Source organism: Pseudonocardia sp. NPDC049154 (genome assembly GCF_040648315.1).
GTDB lineage: Bacteria > Actinomycetota > Actinomycetes > Mycobacteriales > Pseudonocardiaceae > Pseudonocardia.
Genome location: NZ_JBEZDN010000021.1, coordinates 1 through 18,146 on the forward strand (window position 1 = coordinate 1; position 18,146 = coordinate 18,146).

Annotated in this window: 19 protein-coding genes and 2 pseudogenes; 8 read left to right on the plus strand and 13 right to left on the minus strand. The window is 75.0% G+C overall.

Going from position 1 to position 18,146, the window contains the following annotated elements:
• Nucleotides 1-755 precede the first annotated feature (755 nt).
• Nucleotides 756-1,229: a group II truncated hemoglobin gene (locus AB0B41_RS13575; RefSeq protein ID WP_358202555.1), complete on the minus strand. Its 474-nt coding sequence runs from the start codon at nt 1,227-1,229 to the stop codon at nt 756-758.
• Between the two features lie 134 nt (nt 1,230-1,363).
• Between AB0B41_RS13575 and ctaD the strand changes: the two genes are divergently transcribed.
• Nucleotides 1,364-3,118, plus strand: coding sequence for a cytochrome c oxidase subunit I (ctaD, locus tag AB0B41_RS13580; RefSeq protein WP_358202557.1), 1,755 nt, complete (start codon nt 1,364-1,366; stop codon nt 3,116-3,118).
• A 56-nt stretch (nt 3,119-3,174) separates the two neighbouring features.
• Complete coding sequence (locus AB0B41_RS13585; RefSeq protein WP_358202560.1) at nt 3,175-3,468, plus strand: hypothetical protein; 294 nt, start codon at nt 3,175-3,177, stop codon at nt 3,466-3,468.
• A 13-nt stretch (nt 3,469-3,481) separates the two neighbouring features.
• On the opposite strand, the gene AB0B41_RS13590 is transcribed toward AB0B41_RS13585, so the two are convergent.
• The 3 genes and pseudogenes from AB0B41_RS13590 to AB0B41_RS13600 all read right to left on the minus strand — a co-directional run.
• Nucleotides 3,482-4,288 carry an alpha/beta fold hydrolase gene (locus AB0B41_RS13590; RefSeq protein ID WP_358202562.1) on the minus strand — a complete coding sequence of 269 codons (807 nt, stop codon included), beginning with the start codon at nt 4,286-4,288 and terminating at the stop codon, nt 3,482-3,484.
• Nucleotides 4,289-4,439: 151 nt separating this feature from the next.
• Complete coding sequence (locus AB0B41_RS13595; protein WP_358202564.1) at nt 4,440-5,528, minus strand: aromatic acid exporter family protein; 1,089 nt, start codon at nt 5,526-5,528, stop codon at nt 4,440-4,442.
• A gap of 200 nt (nt 5,529-5,728) precedes the next feature.
• A pseudogene (locus AB0B41_RS13600) lies at nt 5,729-6,106 on the minus strand (MFS transporter); the annotation flags it as partial.
• Between the two features lie 255 nt (nt 6,107-6,361).
• Here AB0B41_RS13600 and AB0B41_RS13605 point away from each other — a divergent pair.
• Nucleotides 6,362-7,063: a helix-turn-helix domain-containing protein gene (locus AB0B41_RS13605; RefSeq protein ID WP_358202567.1), complete on the plus strand. Its 702-nt coding sequence runs from the start codon at nt 6,362-6,364 to the stop codon at nt 7,061-7,063.
• The gene (locus AB0B41_RS13610) at nt 7,060-8,274 is read left to right on the plus strand and encodes a cytochrome P450 (protein ID WP_358202569.1); all 1,215 of its coding nucleotides are present in this window, start codon (nt 7,060-7,062) and stop codon (nt 8,272-8,274) included. Before AB0B41_RS13605 ends, AB0B41_RS13610 begins: the two co-directional genes overlap by 4 nt.
• A 39-nt stretch (nt 8,275-8,313) precedes the next feature.
• Here AB0B41_RS13610 and AB0B41_RS13615 read toward each other — a convergent pair whose 3' ends face one another.
• From AB0B41_RS13615 to AB0B41_RS13625, 3 genes are all read right to left on the minus strand, one after another.
• Complete coding sequence (locus AB0B41_RS13615; RefSeq protein WP_358202571.1) at nt 8,314-9,378, minus strand: LLM class flavin-dependent oxidoreductase; 1,065 nt, start codon at nt 9,376-9,378, stop codon at nt 8,314-8,316.
• A 72-nt stretch (nt 9,379-9,450) separates the two neighbouring features.
• On the minus strand, nt 9,451-9,993 hold the full coding sequence (locus tag AB0B41_RS13620; protein ID WP_358202573.1) for a nitroreductase family protein: 543 nt from the start codon (nt 9,991-9,993) through the stop codon (nt 9,451-9,453).
• Nucleotides 9,990-10,325, minus strand: coding sequence for a DUF6092 family protein (locus tag AB0B41_RS13625; RefSeq protein ID WP_358202576.1), 336 nt, complete (start codon nt 10,323-10,325; stop codon nt 9,990-9,992). The genes AB0B41_RS13620 and AB0B41_RS13625 overlap by 4 nt, the downstream gene beginning before the upstream one ends.
• A gap of 37 nt (nt 10,326-10,362) precedes the next feature.
• On the opposite strand from AB0B41_RS13625, the gene AB0B41_RS13630 reads away from it, so the two are divergent.
• Nucleotides 10,363-10,482 carry an alpha/beta hydrolase fold domain-containing protein gene (locus tag AB0B41_RS13630; protein ID WP_358202578.1) on the plus strand — a complete coding sequence of 40 codons (120 nt, stop codon included), beginning with the start codon at nt 10,363-10,365 and terminating at the stop codon, nt 10,480-10,482.
• Here AB0B41_RS13630 and AB0B41_RS13635 read toward each other — a convergent pair.
• From AB0B41_RS13635 to AB0B41_RS13655, 5 genes are read right to left on the minus strand one after another with little or no spacing between them, the layout of a single operon-like run.
• Nucleotides 10,469-11,014, minus strand: coding sequence for a hypothetical protein (locus tag AB0B41_RS13635; protein WP_358202581.1), 546 nt, complete (start codon nt 11,012-11,014; stop codon nt 10,469-10,471). The genes AB0B41_RS13630 and AB0B41_RS13635 overlap by 14 nt on opposite strands.
• 30 nt (nt 11,015-11,044) lie before the next feature.
• A complete protein-coding gene (locus AB0B41_RS13640; RefSeq protein ID WP_358202583.1) occupies nt 11,045-11,257 on the minus strand; it encodes a hypothetical protein in 213 nt (70 codons plus the stop codon).
• The gene (locus tag AB0B41_RS13645; RefSeq protein WP_358202586.1) at nt 11,254-11,694 is read right to left on the minus strand and encodes a DUF1707 domain-containing protein; all 441 of its coding nucleotides are present in this window, start codon (nt 11,692-11,694) and stop codon (nt 11,254-11,256) included. The genes AB0B41_RS13640 and AB0B41_RS13645 overlap by 4 nt, the downstream gene beginning before the upstream one ends.
• Before the next feature lie 20 nt (nt 11,695-11,714).
• Nucleotides 11,715-13,160: a HAMP domain-containing sensor histidine kinase gene (locus AB0B41_RS13650; protein WP_358202588.1), complete on the minus strand. Its 1,446-nt coding sequence runs from the start codon at nt 13,158-13,160 to the stop codon at nt 11,715-11,717.
• Complete coding sequence (locus tag AB0B41_RS13655; RefSeq protein WP_358202590.1) at nt 13,157-13,852, minus strand: response regulator transcription factor; 696 nt, start codon at nt 13,850-13,852, stop codon at nt 13,157-13,159. Before AB0B41_RS13655 ends, AB0B41_RS13650 begins: the two co-directional genes overlap by 4 nt.
• A 160-nt stretch (nt 13,853-14,012) precedes the next feature.
• Between AB0B41_RS13655 and AB0B41_RS13660 the strand changes: the two genes are divergently transcribed.
• From AB0B41_RS13660 to AB0B41_RS13670, 3 genes and pseudogenes are all read left to right on the plus strand, one after another.
• Nucleotides 14,013-14,267 (plus strand): hypothetical protein, encoded by a 255-nt coding sequence (locus AB0B41_RS13660; RefSeq protein ID WP_358202592.1) that lies wholly within the window; start codon nt 14,013-14,015, stop codon nt 14,265-14,267.
• Between the two features lie 330 nt (nt 14,268-14,597).
• Nucleotides 14,598-15,660 (plus strand): annotated as a pseudogene (locus AB0B41_RS13665) (FGGY-family carbohydrate kinase); the annotation flags it as partial.
• Between the two features lie 123 nt (nt 15,661-15,783).
• The gene (locus tag AB0B41_RS13670) at nt 15,784-16,731 is read left to right on the plus strand and encodes a chitosanase (RefSeq protein WP_358202595.1); all 948 of its coding nucleotides are present in this window, start codon (nt 15,784-15,786) and stop codon (nt 16,729-16,731) included.
• 3 nt (nt 16,732-16,734) lie between these two features.
• Here AB0B41_RS13670 and AB0B41_RS13675 read toward each other — a convergent pair whose 3' ends face one another.
• The gene (locus tag AB0B41_RS13675; RefSeq protein ID WP_358202597.1) at nt 16,735-18,144 is read right to left on the minus strand and encodes a HAMP domain-containing sensor histidine kinase; all 1,410 of its coding nucleotides are present in this window, start codon (nt 18,142-18,144) and stop codon (nt 16,735-16,737) included.
• Between the last annotated feature and the right edge of the window lie 2 nt (nt 18,145-18,146).

Below are 18,146 nucleotides of genomic sequence, written 5' to 3' on the forward strand. Positions count from 1 at the left end.
ACACCCCGGGCGCTTCCTGGGCCCAGGCCCGCACGAAGGCCGGGACATGACCTTCGGGCACCTCGGCACCGGGTGCGAACATGTGTTCGATAATACCAGCTTGAGCTGCTGCGATGCAAGATCGGTGATTGCCGGAGAGCGTTGTCGGGCGGAGATCCACGCGTTGACGGCGCAGCCCGACGGAGGACGCTCGGGTCCTCGACGCACGCGCGCCCCGAACGCCTTTGGCGGCCAGGCGGAACCCGTAGTGTGAGCAATCGCGCACGCTCGGTTCCCCGAGACGGCGCGGCCCCGAGACGGCGGTTCCCTGACGAGACCCCGAAACCGTGGTTCCCCGCAACGGCGGTTCGCCGCGACCGCGGTTCCCCGCGACGGCGGTTCCTAGAGGCGGCGCGGCCCTGAGACGGCGCGGCCCGCGATACGCGGCCCGAAGATCGGCGCGGTTCTCTGCGACGGCGCGGCCTTTCAAGGGGGCGCGGCCCTTCCTCACGGCGCAGCGCCTGGACGGCGGCCGCCCGGGGCGGCGCAGCCTGCATGGGCGGCGCGGTTTCCTGGGGCGGCCCTGAGACGGGCGTGGCCCTGAGACGGGCGCGGCATCCTGAGACGGCGTGGCCTCCTGGGACGGCCTGACCCCTGGGACGGCGGCCCCTGAGTCGGCGCGTCCATTGATGGTGCGGTCCCCTGACCGTGCGGCGCCCGCGGTGTAGCGCCTTGGCGGCACGGCGCCCGCCGATGCCCGGGTCGAACCGCCCGGGTCAGGGCTGGTACGGCGGGGCCACCCCCCACCCCCAGCGCGGCACCGGGGCGTGGGCGACGACGTCGTCGGCGCCGGGGCGGGAGTTGTGCAGGGCCAGCCGCGTGCCCCACTCCACGTAGCCGACGAAGGCGGCGCGGAACTCGGGGTCGTCCGGGAGGCCGGCGTCGTCGGCGGCGAGGCTCATCAGCGAGGCGAAGCGGAAGCGCTGCTCCGTGGTGATGCCGAGGTCGCGGTGGTGGGCGAGCATCGCCTCGTAGCCACCGTGCTCGCGGGTGTAGCCGGGCTCGCCCCCGAACACCTCGATCCACCACGTGGTGACGTGGCTGCGGTGGGCCTCGGAGACGCCGCCGGGGAAGAGCGGGGCGAGCAGGTCGTCGCGCTCGACCCGGTCGTAGAAGGCGTCGACGAGTTTCCGGAAGGCGGCGTCGCCCCCGGCCCAGGCGTGCAGGGTGGGAATGGTGGCGTCGGTCATCTGCAACAAGGTAATCAGATTCGTTGCACGGGGAAGAGGATTTCCGGCCGACGCTGCCGATCGGCCCTATCCGGGCAGGTCCGAACCGCAGTACGGTGGCCGCCCGAACCGGCACCGGCCGCCGAGGGGGAGCGATGACCGCAGTTGCGCCGCGCCCGATCGAGACCCGGCCCTATCCCGCGCGCCGCACGGGCAAGGGGTCGACGTTCCTCAAGATGCTCAAGACGACGGACCCCAAGGACATCGCGATCCTGTACCTGGTCACGTCGTTCGGCTTCTTCATGGCGGGTGGCGCGATGGCGCTGCTGATCCGCGCAGAGCTGGCCCGGCCCGGACAGCAGTTCCTGTCGAGCGAGCAGTACAACCAGCTGTTCACCATGCACGGCACGATCATGCTGCTGCTCTACGCCACGCCGATCCTCTTCGGCTTCGCGAACTACATCGTGCCGCTGCAGATCGGCGCGCCCGACGTGGCGTTCCCGCGGCTGAACGCCTTCTCCTACTGGCTGTTCCTGTTCGGCGGGCTGATCGTGATGGCGGGGTTCCTGACGCCGGGCGGCGCGGCGGACTTCGGCTGGTTCGCCTACACCCCGTTGTCCGACGCCATCCACTCGCCCGGGGCCGGCGGTGACCTGTGGGCGGCGGGGCTGATCGTGGCCGGCCTCGGGACGATCCTCGGCGGCGTCAACTTCATCACGACGATCATCTGCCTGCGCGCGCCGGGGATGACGATGTTCCGGATGCCGATCTTCACCTGGAACATCTTCGTGACGGCGCTGCTGGTCCTGATCGCCTTCCCGGTCCTCACCTCGGCGTTGTTCGGGCTGCTGATGGACCGGCACATGGGCGCGCACGTGTTCGACCCGGCCAACGGCGGGGCGATCCTGTGGCAGCACCTGTTCTGGTTCTTCGGCCATCCCGAGGTCTACATCGTGGCGCTGCCGTTCTTCGGCATCGTCACCGAGATCTTCCCCGTCTTCTCGCGCAAGCCGATCTTCGGCTACAAGACGCTGGTCTTCGCCACGATCGCCATCGGTTTCCTCTCGGCGGCGGTGTGGGCGCACCACATGTACGCCACCGGTGCCGTGCTGCTGGCCTTCTTCTCCTTCACGACGTTGCTGATCGCGATCCCGACGGGCATCAAGTTCGTGAACTGGATCGGCACGATGTGGCGGGGCAAGCTGACCTTCGAGACGCCGATGCTGTTCGCCCTGGGCTTCTTGTTCACCTTCCTCTTCGGCGGGGTCACGGGTGTGCTGCTGGCCTCGCCGCCGATCGACTTCATGGTCTCGGACACGTACTTCGTGGTGGCGCACTTCCACTACGTGCTGTTCGGGACGATCGTGTTCGCGACCTACGGCGGGATCTACTTCTGGTTCCCGAAGATGACCGGTCGGATGCTCGACGAGACGCTGGGCAAGTTCCACTTCTGGCTCACCTTCATCGGCTTCCACACGACGTTCCTGGTGCAGCACTGGCTGGGCAACGAGGGCATGCCGCGCCGCTACGTGGACTACCTGCCGACGGACGGCTTCACCACCCTGAACATGATCTCGTCGATCGGCGCGTTCGTGCTGGGGTTCTCGGTGCTGCCGTTCATCTGGAACGTCTTCCACAGCTACCGCTACGGCCGGGTGGTGACCGTCGACGACCCGTGGGGCTTCGGGAACTCGCTGGAATGGGCCACGAGCTGCCCGCCGCCGCGGCACAACTTCACCGAACTGCCGCGGATCCGCTCGGAGCGCCCGGCCTTCGAGCTGCACTACCCGCACCTGGTGGAGCGGGCGCGGGTCGAGGCGCACAGCGGGGGACACGCGGCACCCTCGGAGTACGTCGCGCAGACCGTGGGGCATGAGCAGCAGCCGGACGAGGACCCGCGCTCACGCTGACGACCACGGCTCCGGTCCCGCCGGAGCCGACCGACTGGAGTGTCGGGGAGGCGACGATGACCCTCGACGACCGGGGCGTGCGCCCGCTGTCCGCGCGGGAGCGGCGCATCCTGGCCCGCCTCGAACAGAGCCTGACGGGCCGCCCCCGGGAAGCCGTGCCGCCCGGGCCCGCCGGCGACGTCGCGATGCACCGGGCGGACCGGGTGGCGGCGGTGATCGGCCTGCTCATCCTGTGCGGCATGACCGCCGAGGCCGCGATCGCGGGCGGGCCGGTCCTGGGGCTCGCCGTGGGCGTCGCCTTCGTGATCATGGTGCTCGTGTTCGTCCGGGTGGTCCGCGGCCGCCGGTGACCTGCGGGCGGGGTCAGCCGGCCGCCCGCACGACCGCGTCGACGACGGCGGGCCCGTACCCGAGCTCCGGGTCGTTGTGACGCGCGCCCGGCACCTCGATCGCGGTGCCGCCGCCGGCGGCGGCGACCGCGCGGCTCTGCTCCACCGGCACGATCTCGTCCGCGCCGCCGGCCACCACCGTGACCGGGGCGGCCACCGAACCGACCGTCGTGACGACCGGGAACCGGTCGCGCAGCAGGGTCCGGACGGGCAGGAAGGGGTACTGCCGCGCGGCCACGTCGGCGAGCTCGGTGAACGGGCTGCGCAGGACCACGGCCCGCACCGGCCGCTCCTGCGCGAGCCGGGCCGCGACCGCCGCGCCGATGCTCTCGCCCAGCACCACGAGCCGCGACGGGTCGATGCCGCGGTTCCCGGTGAGGTACCGGTGCGCGGCGAGGGCGTCGGCCGCCAGTCCCTCCTCGCTCGGCGACCCCGGGTTGCCGCCGAAGCCGCGGTAGTCCAGCAGCACGACGTCGAGCCCCCGGGCGGTGAGCGCCTCGGCGAGCGGCACGCGATCGGCGCGGCTGCCGGCGTTGCCCGGCAGCACCAGCACCGTGACGCCGCGGGACGGGCCGGTGGCGGGGGCGTGCCAGGCCGCGAGGACGAGCCCGTCCGCGGTCGGGACGGCCAGCCGGCTCCCGCCGGCCAGCACCTGTTCCGGCGCGACCGACGGCGCTCCGCCGGGCAGGAACACGAGGCGGCGCTGGATCGCCCACAGCAGCGCGACCGCCACGGCGACGACCACGACCAGGCCGACCACCAGCCGCAGCGCCGTGCCCATGCGGGCATCGTGCCAGCCCGGGCGGCGTCGCGGCCGCGAAGGCGCAACCCCTCTTGCGTTGAACCGATCGGCTCAGTGATGTAGACCACAGTGGGGGGCTCGGAGGGGGTCGGCGGGATGGCGCCGGAGGGTGCCGGCGCCATCCCGTGTGTCACGGCCCGGAGCCACCCGTTCCCGCGGGCCGGTCGGGCCCGGAGAGGGCCGTGAGCACCCGGACGGCGCGCCGCAACGGGCGCCGGATCAGGCCACCCAACGCCGAGTGGTCCGCCGCCGCATGTGCCTCCAGAGCTGCGGCGGCCGCGGCGAGTGCGTCGCGATCGGGGGTGCCCTTCAGGCCGGCCGCGACGGCGTCGGCCAGCGGCCGCACCACCGCTCGGGTTCGTGGCGCCGTCCCGGCCCACCACGCGCAGGTGTCCGGGCGCCGGCCGAGCTCGACGACGTCGATGACGTGCGTGCGCACCAGCTCCGTGATCTCCGGCGCGGCGGCGGTCGGCTCCTCCAGCGCTGCCAGTTCGGCGGTGTGGCGGCGGCGCCAGAGCGGGTGCAGCCGCACCGCCCGCCGCGCGGAGGCGAGCTGGCCGGGCAGCTTGCGGGCGACGTCGTCGCGCCGGTGGGCGCGGTCGGTCAGCCGGGCCGCCAGGTCCTCGCGAGCCGGGTCCGCCGGATCGACCGGCAGGTCCGCGGCCAGCAGCAGGTCCTCGGCCGCTCCGTCGGCCACCTCGCGCAGCGCGGCGACGAAGGACTGCGCCGGGTTCGTCGGCAGCAGCAGCGGCGACAGGACGACCGTGACCACCGCCCCGACCGCGGTCTCCCACAGCCGGGCCACGGCGTAGGACGCGGGATCGGCGTTCGCGAAGACCAGCAGGGCGGACACCGCGACCTGGACGTTCAGCGTGTCGCCGATGCGCAGCACCATCCCGATCACGAGCGCCACGGCGAGGACCAGCGCCACCGTGAGCGCCGACGGCCGCAGCCACGCCAGCACCCCGATGCCGAGGGCGAGCCCGGCGACCACCCCCACGAGCCGGGCCAGCGACACGTTGAGCGCGGAGCCCGGCGCGTCCCGGATGGCCACGAGCGGGACGACCACCGCGTAGACCGGCGGCTGGGTCGCGCCGAGCCACACGCAGACCTGCCAGCTGACCGCGGCGGCGACCACGATCCGGACCACCGACGGCCCCTCGCGCGGCAGGGCGGCCCGCACGGCGCTCCACGGGTGGACGTCGCGCAGGACCGGCACGTGCCGAGCAGACCAGGTGATCGGCCCGAGGTCATCCCTTCCGGCGGATGGTTCACGCCCCGTGGCCAGGTCCATCACCCAGCGTCGATCACCCAGCGTCGATCACCCGGCGTCGATCACCCGGCGTCGATCACCCGGCGTCGATCACCCGGCGTCGATCACCCGGCGTCGCGTGGCTGCGCCCGGGCTCAGCGGGGCGCGAGCTGGGGCAGCACCAGCGACATCGCGAACATCGCGAACCCGTAGACGGCCGAGGCGATGTTGGTCAGCAGCACCTGGCGGCGGGCGAGCGTGCGCAGGTCGACCAGCGGCTGCGGCCGGCGCAGCTCGTACCACCCCCACACGCCGAGCACGACCACCGCGCCGGCGAACAGGCCGAGCGTGCTGCCGCTCGCCCAGCCCCAGTCGGCGCCCTTGGAGATGCCGCGGAGCAGGCAGAAGAGCGCCACGGAGATTCCGAGCGCGCCGAGCCCGTCGAACCGGCCGCCGCCCCGCACGGCCACCCACGCCGTGTCGGCCGACGACGCCCCGAGCAGGGCGGGCAGCCGTGGGACCAGTGGGATGATCACCGTCTGCATGAGCGCGACGACGATCCCGGAGAAGGCCAGGACGGGGACGATCGCGCCGGGGTGGGCACGGTCCGGCTGGAGGGGGGCACGGGGCTCCCTGGGTGCAACTTCAATCACGTGTTTGACGAAGGGTGGCACGAGGTGCTGCGCCGTCATCAGAGGCAGAATTTAAATCACTCGGTTGACTCAGTTGTGCGGTGAGCGGTTCACTGGGCGGGTCGGACAGGACGGCGGGGCGGGAGACGGCATGAGGCGGGAGACCGGGTGAGGCGCGAGACCGGCGGCCGGGCGGCCGCCACGCGGGGGCTCCTCCTCGACACCGCCGAGCGGCTGTTTGCCGAGCACGGCGTGTACGCGGTGTCGAACCGGCAGATCGGCGAGGCCGCCGGGCAGGGCAACACCGCCGTCGTCGGTTACCACTTCGGCGGCAAGCAGGACCTGGTGCGCGCGATCGTCCGCCGGCACACCGCGGACGTCGAGCGGATCCGCGCGGCGATGGTCGCCGAGGTGGCCGGGTCGACCGAGGTCCGGGACTGGGTCGCGTGCCTGGTGCACCCCACGACGGAGCACCTCGAGGCCCTCGGCAGCCCCACCTGGTTCGCCCGCTTCGGTGCGCAGCTGGCCACCGACCCGGCGCTGCGCGAGATCATGGACGACGAGGCGCTGTCCTCGCCCTCGCTGCTGCAGGCCCTCGACGGCCTCAACGCCTGCCTGCCCGCGCTGCCCCTGGAGGTGCGCGCCGAGCGCGGCGCCATGGTGCGCCAGCTGATGGTGCACCTGATCGCCGAGCGGGAGCGCGCGCTCGCCGACGGCACACCCACCCCGCGCGCGACCTGGCGGGACGCGGCGACCGGCCTGGTCGACGCGATCACCGGAATCTGGCTGGCTCCGTGGACGCCGCCCGGCGCGGTGCGGCCCGCGGACCCGTCCCGAACTCTCCCACCACCCGGAGGACCCCCGCAGTGACCTCAGCACGGCCTTCCGTCCCGGCCACCGACCGGCCGCTCACCCTGCGCAGGGACGGGTTCGGGCCCGCCCCCGACCTCGCGGCCGTGCGCGCGGAGGAGGGGCTGATCCAGGTCCCGACGCCGTTCGGGCCGCCGGCCTGGCTGCTCACCCGGCACGCCGACGTCCGGCGGATGCTCGGCGACGCCGAGTCGTTCGCGAACGGCTGGACGCCGGCCGATCTCGTGGGCGCCTCGCGGGACCCGCGCCAGCTCACCGGCGACCGCAGCGGCAACCTGCTCGCCCTCGACCCGCCCGACCACACCCGCCTGCGCCGCATGCTCACCCCGGAGTTCACGGTGCGCCGGATGCGCCGGCTCGAACCGCGGATCGTCGAGATCGTCGACCAGCACCTCGACGCGCTGGAGCGCCACGGACCGCCCGCAGACCTGGTCGCGCAGTACGCCCTGCCCGTCCCGTCACTGGTCATCTGCGAGCTGCTGGGCGTGCCGCCTGCGGACCGGGAGGAGTTCCAGGCCCGCACCGGCCGCCAGCTCGACGTGTCCCTGCCGGACGACGAGCGCGCGGCCCTCGCCGCGGACTCGCTGACCTACATGCAGGACCTGGTCGCCCGGGCCCGGCGCGACCCGGGCGAGGACATGCTCGGCATGCTCATTCGCGACCACGACGACGACCTCACCGACGCCGAGCTCGTCGGGATCGCCACCCTCCTGCTCGTCGCCGGGCACGAGACCACGTCGAACATGCTCGGGCTGGGCACCCTGGCCCTGCTGCGGCACCCGGACCAGCTCGCGCTGGTGCGCGACGACCCCGACGCCGTGCCCGGCGCGGTCGAGGAGCTGCTGCGCTGGCTGAGCGTGGTGAACTCCGGGTCGCCGCGCCTGGCGACCCGGGACGTCGAGATCGACGGCACGGTCATCCGCCGCGGCGACCTCGTGTCGTTCAACCTGCCTGCGGCCAACCGGGACCCCGCGCTGACGGACGACCCCGACCGGCTCGACGTCACCCGTAAGGCCGGTACGCACGTCGGGTTCGGGCACGGCATCCACCACTGCCTCGGCGCCCCGCTGGCGCGGATGGAGATGCGGGTCGCCTTCCCCGCCCTGCTGCGGCGCTTCCCGGACCTGCGCCTGGCCTGCGCCGACGACGAGGTCCCCTTCGCCGTGCACAAGGCGATCTACGGCCTGGAGGCGCTGCCCGTCGCCTGGTGAGCCTGGTGAGCAGCCTGGTGAGCCCGGTGACCGGGGCGGTCAGACCGCGATGCCGTCGGGCTGCTCGTCGGACCCGTCGGCGAGCAGCTCCCGCACGCGGGGCGCGACGACCGTGCCGTACAGCTCGATCGACTTCATCAGCTCGGCGTGCGGCAGCGTGCCGGTCGTGTACTTGAGGTCGAAGCGCTGCAGGCCCAGCGCCCGGACCGTGCGGGCGATCTTGCGGGCCACGGTCTCCGGCGACCCGACGTGCTGGGCGCCCTCGCGGACGTCGGCCTCGAACCGGGCGCGGGTCAGCGGCGGCCAGCCGCGCTCGCGGCCGATGCGGTCGAGCGCGATCTTCGCGTGGGGGAAGAGCGTGTCGGCCGCCTCCTGGTCGGTCTCGGCGACGAAGCCGGGCGCGTGCACCGCGATCGGCAGCGGCTCGCTCCCGAGCTGCTCCAGGGTGCGCCGGTACAGCTCCGCGTACGGCGCGAAGCGCACCGGGTCGCCGCCGATCACCGCGAGGACCAGCGGGAAGCCGTAGCTCGCGGTACGGACCACGGACTGCGGGCTGCCGCCCACGCCGACCCACGCGGTGATCCGGCCGGACTCGGTCTTGGGGTACACCTGCTGGTCCCGCAGCGCGGCGCGGACCGTGCCCTCCCAGGTCACCGGGCCCTCCTCGAGCAGGTGGGCCATCAGGTCGAGCTTCTCGGCGAAGAGCGTCTCGTAGTCGGCGAGGTCGTAGCCGAACAGCGGGAACGACTCGGTGAAGGAGCCGCGGCCGAGGGTGATCTCCGCGCGGCCGTTCGACACGGCGTCGAGCGTGGCGAAGCGCTCGAACACGCGCACCGGGTCGTCCGAGCTGAGGACCGTCACGGCGGTGCCGAGCTTGATCCGCTCGGTGCGGCCGGCGATCGCGGCGAGCACGACCTCGGGGGCGGAGATCGCGTAGTCGTCGCGGTGGTGCTCGCCCACCCCGAACACGTCGATCCCGACCCGGTCGGCGAGCACGGCCTGCTCCACGACGTCCCGGATGACCTGGGCGTACGACGTGCGGTCGCCCTGCCCGTCGACGGTCACGTCGCCGAACGTGTCGAGCCCCAGTTCCAGCGTGTCCATGCGGTTCCTCCCGATCTCGTCCCCGACGGTACCGCAAACGATTGAGCGCTCAACGTTATGCCCCGGGTTCGGTCAGGGCACCCAGGTCGTGAGGTCGCGCCAGGTCAGCCGCGGGCGGGCACGCATCGGGGCGGGGGCGCCGGGCGCGGGGTGGCCGAGGCACACGATCATCTCCGGGACCCAGCCGTCGGGCAGCCGCAGCACCACCGCGACCGCCGCGCGGCTGAAGGAGGTGACGGGTCCGGCACCGAGGCCGATCGCGTGCGCCGCGAGCAGCAGGGTCGCGGCCGCGGTGCCGACGTCGACGTGCAGGCCCGGGGCGTCCGGCGGGAACCCGAACGCCGCGGCCCGCGGGCGGTCGGTGCAGATCGTGATGGCTGCAGCCGGGCGCTGAATCATCCCGGGCGACACCATCCGCATCACCCGCAGCGTGGTCGGGTCGTCCGTGGCGACGAAGCGCTGCAGGTGCCGGTTGCCGGCCGTGGGCGCCCACCGGCCGGCGTCGAGCACGGTCTCGAGGTCCTCGCGGGCCACCGGCTCGTCCGTCAACGCCCGCACCACGCGGCGGCTGCGGATGGCGGCCAGCACCGCCTCGCCGTCCGGGGTGCGGCTCACGGGGTATCCCGCGCGAAGTGCTCGGTGAGGTGGCCGGCGAGGGCCCGGCACAGCTCGTCGAGCCGGGCGGCGTACTCCTCCCGGCCGTCGCGCGGCACCGCCAGCTCCGGGACCGCGGCCAGCGGCCCGGCGACGAAACCGGCCGTCGCCGCCGAGGCCCGCGGCGCGATCGCGGCACCCAGCCGGCACGCGGCGGTCAGCAGCCGCAGCGGCCCGTACTCGGCGGCCTCGTCGACCTGTGTGCGGGCGGCGGTGACGAGGTAGGCGAGCAGTTCGAGCGCCTGGTCCTCGTCGAGCACGGCCGGGCTCCCCGGTCCCTTCGTGATCTCCACGGGCCGGGGCTCGCTCGGTGCGGCCGGGGGGTTACGGGTGGCCCGGCAGGACGATGAGTCCTGCCGTCATGTGGCCGTCGAGCTCGGCGTGGTCGTGGCCTCCGTCGAGTACCGGCTCGCCCCGGCCCACCCCTCCCCGGGCGTCAGCCGGGCGTGACCGGGGCCCCGCCGCGGGGGAGCGGGGTGGCGCTGAACTGGCCGGTCCACGCCGCGCGGGCGCCCGAGTCGCCGATCCGGTAGACCGTCACGACAGAGCCGACCACGACCACAACCGCGACGACGGCGAGTGCGGCGGCCAGGAGCCGGCCACGGGCGCGGTGCTCCGGGCCCGCCGAGCCAACCTCCGCGGCGCGCCGCTCCGCGCGGCGGGACCGCTGGTGGAGTGCGGCGAGCAGCACGGCGACGACGGCCAAGCCGACTGCCCAGGGGAGCATCGTGTCGCCGAGCTCGGCGTGCGTCCGCACCAGCGGGGTCGAGGCGATCCGGTGCTCGAGCCACTCGCCGGCCTCGGTCGCCAGCGGCACCGAGACGAGGGTGAGCACGGCGAGGCCGACGACCGGCCAGGCCAGCCGGCGCCGCGCTGCGGGCCACAGCGACTCGACCACCACCAGCAGGCCGGTCAGCGGGACGAGCACGACCACGGCGTGCACGAGGAGGATGTGGGCGGGCAGCCCGGCGAGGGTCGTCACGGTTCTCCGGGGTCGGGGGAGCGGGTGGGATCAGTCCCGGTCGAACCGGTCGTCGTCGAACCGGTCGTGGTGGTGCCACCGGGAGATCGCGGGGCCGGACGGGGCGTCGGAGACCGCCGCGCCGATGCCGCCGAGCGCCATCCCGGTGATCCCGCCGGCCGCGCCGAGCCCGAGCACGGCGGCGGTCAGCACGATCACGGGCCGGCGGACCAGGCGGGCGGCGCGGGGTCCGGCGGCGGTCACGCGGCCACCACCGCGGCGCCGACGACCATGCAGAGCAGGACCCACACCACGGCGCCGGCCAGCACCGCGACGGCGGTGCGGCACTGCGGCGCGGTCGGGCGGCCGGCCTCGGGGCCCCACACGACCCGGTGACCGCGCCAGACCACGGACTCCCAGATCGCCGACCAGGGCTCGGCGCCGGCGGGCCCGCCGGGCAGGTCGGCGAGCAGCGGGTCGAGCTCGTCGCGGAAGCGGGCGGCGTACGCCGCGGCGGTCCGCTCCTCGGCCTCGGCGAGGTCGAGCCGGCCCTCGCCGACGGCGTGGTGCAGCCGGGTGACGACGCGCTCGCGCTCCGCGTCGGACGCCCGCGTGCGGGTCCCGGTGATGGTCGCTTCGGTGGGCGTGGCGGTGGTGGTCGCCTCGGAGTGGTCCGGTGCGGGACCGGCGGGGGAGGTCATGGGGCTCCCGGGGTCGTCGTTCAGGTGCCGCCCATGCTGGTGGCCGTCGGTGAGCCCCCGACGTGTCCCGGTTCGGAGCCGGGTAAGAACCGGTCCTCGCCCACGGTGAGGCCGACGCATGCCCCGCCGCCCTCGCGGGCCTCCGCGAACACCGTGCCGTCGTGCCCCTCCGCGACGTCGCGCACGATCGCCAGCCCGAGCCCGGAGCCGGGCAGGCCGCGGGCGGCGTCGGCGCGGTAGAAGCGGTCGAACACCCGCTCGGCGTCCCGCGGCGCGATCCCCGGCCCCCGATCGGCCACGGCGATCCGGCCCCGGCCCACCCGCACCTCGAGGCGCTCGCTGCGGCCCTCGTCGAACTTGGCCGCGTTCTCCAGCAGGTTGGTCACGGCCCGGTCCAGCGCCCGCGGCCGTCCCCGCACCGGCACGTCGTCGTCCCCGACCACCACCTCGACCCGCCGACCGGTGCGTCGCCGGACCCGTTCGGCGGCCCGCTCCGCAACGGTGGACAGGTCGACGGGCCCGTCGGCCTCGTCCCCCTGCCGGGACAGGGCGAGCTCGACCAGCTCGTCGACCAGCTTGCTGAGCTCGCGGGTCTCGCCCTCGACGTCGTCGATCAGCCGGGCCCGCGCCTCGGGGGACAGCTCGTCGAGCCGCCTGAGCACGCGGGCGTTGGTCCGCAGGCTGGTCAGCGGGGTGCGGAGCTCGTGCGCGGCGTCCTGGACCAGGCGGTCCTGGGACTCGCGGGCCGCCGCGAGCCGGCCCAGCATCGTGGTGAAGGAGGCCGACAGCCGGCCCACCTCGTCCCGCCCGTGCACCGGGACCTCCCGCTCGACCACCCCGCTCGCGCTGACCTCCTCGGCGATCCCGGCCAGCCGCACCAGCCGCCGGGTGATCCGTCGCGCGAGCAGCCAGCCCGCCGCCGCGGCGACGACCACCACGACGGCGGTGACCCAGAGGATGCGGCTCGCCGTCCCGGCCAGGACACGGTCGCTCTCCTCGGCGTCGGTCGCCACCTGCAGCGCGCCCCGCCCGCCGCCGAGCGCGGTCGTCAGCTGGCGGTAGTCCTCGCCGTCGACGCGGACGTCGCGGCTCGCCGTCGCCCCCGCGACCCCCGACGCGGCCAGGGCGCGGTCGGTCGCGGACACCGGCAGCGTCTCCGGGCGGCCGCCGAGGAACCGGGTGGTCCCGTCCGGGTTCACGAGCTGGCCGACGAGCGGCTGGGCGTCGTCATGGTCCCGGTCGTGGTCCCCGTCGTGGTCCCCGTGCCCGCGCCCCCGCGGTGCGACGACGGACTCGAGCACCTCCGGCTGCCCCGCGGCGACGGCCGCGGCCGTCGCGCGGAGGGAGCGGTCGATCTCGTCGGTGGTGCGGTCCGACGCGGCGCGGTAGCTGAGGAAGCCGACCAGCCCGGCCACGACGACCGCGACCAGCGCGAACGCGAGGGCGAACCGGGTCCGCAGGCTCATGCCGCACGCACCGTGTAGCCCACCCCGCGGACGGTGTGGATCAGCGGGGGAGCGCCCGCCGCGGCGAGCTTGCGGCGCAGGTATCCGATGTAGACGGCGAGGTTCTTGGAGTCGGCGCCGAAGTCGTAGCCCCAGATCCGCTCGTAGATCGTGGCGTGGTCGAGGACAATGCCCTCGTTGCGGACCAGCAGCTCCAGCAGGTCGAACTCGGTCTTCGACAGCTGCAGCTCGGCCTCGTCCCACCACACGCGGCGGGCCGGGGGGACGATGCGCAGCGCGCCCGTCCGCAGCGTCTCGGCCGCGCGCGGGGTGTCGCCCCCGTGCACGGCGGCCCGGCGGATCAGGGCCCGCAGCCGCGCGAGCAGCTCGTCGAGCTCGAAGGGCTTGGGCAGGTAGTCGTCGGCGCCCGCGTCGAGCCCGGCCACCCGGTCCGGGGTCTCGACGCGCGCGGTGAGCATGAGGATCGGCGTGTGGTCGCCGTCGCCGCGCAGCACGCGGCACACGGCCAGGCCGTCGACGCCCGGCATCATCACGTCCAGGACCAGCGCGTCGAACGACTCCCGGCGGACGAGCGACAGCGCCTCCACCCCGTCGACGGCCGGGACCACGGCGTAGCCCTCCAGCTCGAGGGCGCGCGCGAGGGACTCCCGGATCGCCCGGTCGTCGTCGGCGACCAGCACACGACTCGGCATGTCCCCATGGTGCCGGTCCGGCGCGGGAGCTGCGGGGTCGACCGATCGGCCGACCTGCACGTCGTCCGGAGGAGGGCCCGGTCGCCCGACGGTCCCGGTGGCGCCGGAGCGCGAGCGTGGTGGCCGGCGGGGAGACGCCCCGCAGGAGGAGGAATCCGCGATGACCACCACGATCGAGCGGCCCAGGGTGCCGACCACCCGGCCCGCTCCCGTCCGTCCCGTCGGCGCCCGCTTCGCGCGCACGGGCTACGTCGAGCCGAACCCCACCGGGATGCCGACGGTGCGGGTGCATCCCGTCGGCGCCCGCTTCCCGCGCCGGAGCGCGGCCGAGGCCGCCGAGCGGGTTCCGATGTCGTGGGCCGGCGCCTGCGGCACGCGGGAGCCTGTCGGGGCCCGCTTCCCCCGCACCCGCTGAGGCCCGGCACACCCGCCGGGCGCGGACCGAGCCGCACTCAGGAGGCGGAGGGGCCCGCGGTGAGCCGCACGTCGGTGGGGCGGGTGGAGGATCGCACCACCTCTTGCCGGCCCCCGCATCGACGGTCGGCGGCGTCGACGGCCTTCTGCAGGTCCAGGTCGGCGAGGCCGCTGCTCGCCGGGTTTCCGCGCTGGCCTTCGGCGGGATCGACCTGGTCGAAAACAACGCCGGGCTGTCCATCTCGAAGCCATTCCCGGGATCGCGCTGGCCACCGCGGCCGACGGCGAGGCCCTGACCCGAGACGTCGGCGGCCACGCCGATCGCACCACGGTGGTGTACGCGGGATGCTCGACGCCGACGGCGCCCTGCTCGGCGCCCGACGTCGACGGCCCAGCTGTCGATGCCGACCAAACCCGGTCCACTACCGCGACGGCGGGCACGAGGCCGGGGTGGCGGCGGTGCACGCCGTGGTCGGGCCGGAGGAGCTGTACGCGGTCAACGGGCTGCAGCACCTGCCGTTCAACACGGTGTTCCAGCTGGCCGCGGCGCAGGGCACGGCCCGGTTCGCGGCCGCCCGGCGGATGCTGCTGATCCCGGACCTGCTGGCGCACTGGCTCACCGGCGCGGTCGGCGCCGAGATCACCAACGCCTCCACCACGGGCCTGCTCGACGCCACCTCCCGGCAGTGGGCGGGCGGGCTCGCCGACCGGCTGGGCATCCCGCGCGGGCTGTTGCCGCCGCTGCGGGAACCGGGGGAGCGGCTCGGCGAGCTGACCCCCGAGGTGCTCGCGGAGACCGGGCTGACCGGCCCGGTCCCGCTCACCGCCGTCGGCTCGCACGACACGGCGTCGGCCGTCGTCGGGGTGCCGGCCGCGGACGACCGCTTCGCCTACGTCTCCTGCGGCACCTGGTCGCTGGTCGGGGTGGAGCTGGAGAAGCCGGTGCTCGGCGAGGCCGGGCGCACGGCCGGGTTCACCAACGAGCTCGGCGTGTGTGCGCCGAGACCGGGCAGGAACCCCCGCGGGACCGGGCGGTGGTGGTGCGCTGCATCCTCGACAGCCTCGCCCTGGCCTACCGGCGCACCGTGCGCCGCGCCGCCGAGCTGTCCGGCCGCGAGCTCGAGGTCGTGCACCTCGTCGGCGGCGGGGTCCGCAACGAGCTGCTCTGCCAGCTCACCGCCGACGCCTGCGGCCTGCCCGTGCTCGCCGGCCCGGTCGAGGCCGCCGCCCTCGGCAACGCCCTGGTGCAGGCCCGTGCCGCCGGCGTCCTCACCGGCGGTCTGCCCGCGCTGCGCGAGGTGCTGCGGTCGACCCAGGAGATCCGCCGCTACACCCCGTCCGGCTCCGAGGCCGAGATCGCCCGCGCGGCCCGCCGTGCCGGCCTGGAGGACTGAGACCCGCACCTCGATTTGAGGTTCCCCTTACACGGATCTGCCGAACCGTTGGCAGGCACCTTCCTAGGGTCGGGGCGACCCCGGCCGGCGCGTCCGGTCCCGCCTCCACGACCATGGACAGTGATGCAGCGGACCCTGTTCCTCTCCCGGGGGGCCCGCCCGGCCGGCGGGCCGCCTCGGCGCCCGGCCCCGGGACGCGCCCGGTTCCTCGCCGTGCTCGGCGCCGTCGTCGTCGGTGCGGCCCTCCTCACGGCCGCCCTGTTCCTCCTCCTCGGCGGCGCGGCCGGCCCGGGCACCGCGGGCTCGACCGGGTCCCCGGCCGGCACGGCGGGCGGCGGGTCCGCCGCGAGCGACCGCGACGTCGACCAGGTCATCGCGCAGATGGTCAGCGTGTTCGAGAACGGCACGCCGGAGGTCCAGTACGCCTACGTCGAGGACCTCGACGACGGCCGCGGCTACACCGCGGGCCGGGCGGGCTTCTGCACCTCCTGCGGCGACCTGCTCACGGTGGTGAAGGGCTACACCGCGCGGGTCCCGGACAACCCCCTCGCCGGTTACGTCCCGGCCCTCACCGACCTCGCCGCGGCGTACGACGACTCGACGAGGAAGCTCGACGGCTTCGCGGACGCCTGGCGGACCGCCGCCGACGACCCGGTGTTCCGGCAGGTGCAGGACCAGGTCACGGAGGCGCTGTACGTCGCCCCGGCGCGCACGCTCGCCGACGCCAACGGGATCCGTTCGGCGCTGGGCCTGGCCATCCTCGTCGACACCGCGGTCGAGCACGGCACCCAGAACGGCCCCGACGGCCTGCCCGCGCTGGTCCAGCAGACCGACACGGACGTGGGCGGCTCGCCCGCCGACGGCATCGACGAGATCGAGTGGCTGCGGGACTTCCTCGACATCCGCCGGGCCACGCTGGAGAACCCGAGCTCGTCGGACACCAGCGAGGTGTGGAGCGAGTCCGTCGGCCGCGTCGACGCCCTCGACGCCCTCCTCGACGCCGGCAACCTCGACCTCGCGACCCCGTTCACGGTGAACCCCTGGGGCGAGCCGCAGACCATCACCGGGTAGCGGTCACCGGCCGAGCGGGACCTCGTCGGCCGGCTCGGGCTCGGCCGGGGCCGGGTCGACGACGGCCTCCGGCCACACCGCCGGCACGAACAGCGTGAACACCGGGGGGACCGACCGGCCCAGCACCAGGCGCCCGCCCTCCGCCTCGGCGAGCCGGCGGGCCAGCGGCAGCCCGATCCCGTGGATCCCGGTGCCCCCGTCGCCGGCCGCCCGCCGTTCGGGCGGGGCGGCGAACGGGTCGGGGCCGGGCCCGGCGCCCTCGTCGGCGACGTCGACGGCCAGCGCCTCGCCGGACTCGCGCACCACGATCCGCACGGTGCCGGCGCCGTGGATCTCGGCGTTGTCCAGCAGCACGCCGAGGATCTGCCGGATCGCCGCCGCCGACGCGGCCGCCGGCGGCAGCTGCGGTGCCACGTCCACGACCAGCCCGCGCCCGGACACCGCCAGCCGCTCGGCCCGAGCGGGCTCCAGCTCCCGGACCAGCGCGTCGACGTCCGTCGGCGCGCCGCGGCCGGTGCGTTCCCGGGCGAGCTGGAGCAGCTCGTCGATGGTGCGCTCGAGGCGGTCGGCCTCGGCGATCCCGGCCACCAGCGCCGCCTTCAGGTCCGCGTCGGGCCGGTCGAGCGCCGCCTCGAGCCGCAGCCGCAGCCCGGTGAGCGGGGTCCGCAGCTGGTGCGAGGCGTCCTGGGAGAAGGCGCGCTCCCGGGCCAGCAGCGCGTCGAGCCGCTCGGCGGTGCTGTCCAGCGCCCCGCCCACCTGGTCGATCTCGGCGACGCCCGCCCGGCCGGTACGCACGCTGAAGTCGCCCTCGCCGAGCCGGCGCGCGGCGCCCGCGAGGTCCTCCAGCGGTGTCGCGAGCCGGCGGGCCTGGCGCCGGGCCAGCAGCCACACGGTGACCAGCACCACGCCGGCCAGCCCGGCCATCCCGAGCCAGACGGGCACGAGCCCGGCGTAGACCGCCGAGACCGGCATCGCGGCGCGGACGGCGCCGTCGGGGTCGTGCCGCCCGGGCACCGGCACCGTCACGACGATGCTGCCGTCGACGGTGGTGTGCGAGCCCCGGCCGTCGAGGGCGCGGCCGATCTCGTCGCCCGCGGGGTCCGGGCCGTCGCCGAGGACGAGGTCGCCGTCGCCGTCGTAGACGCCGAGGACGACGTCCGCCGGCAGGTCCGGCAGCACGGTCGGGGCGTCGCCGCGGGCCAGCTCGCTCTGCACCGACCGCGCGGTGAGGCTGGCGGTCCGCTGCAGCACCGACTCCTGGTCCTCCAGGCTGTACTGCACCAACCCGACGGCCAGCGGGATGCCGAAGAGCCCCACGGCGATCGCGGCCGTGACGACGGTGAGCCCGACCAGGCGGCGGCGGACCGGCTCGGGGCGGCCCCGGTCGGCCCTCCGCCGATCGGCACTGCGCATCC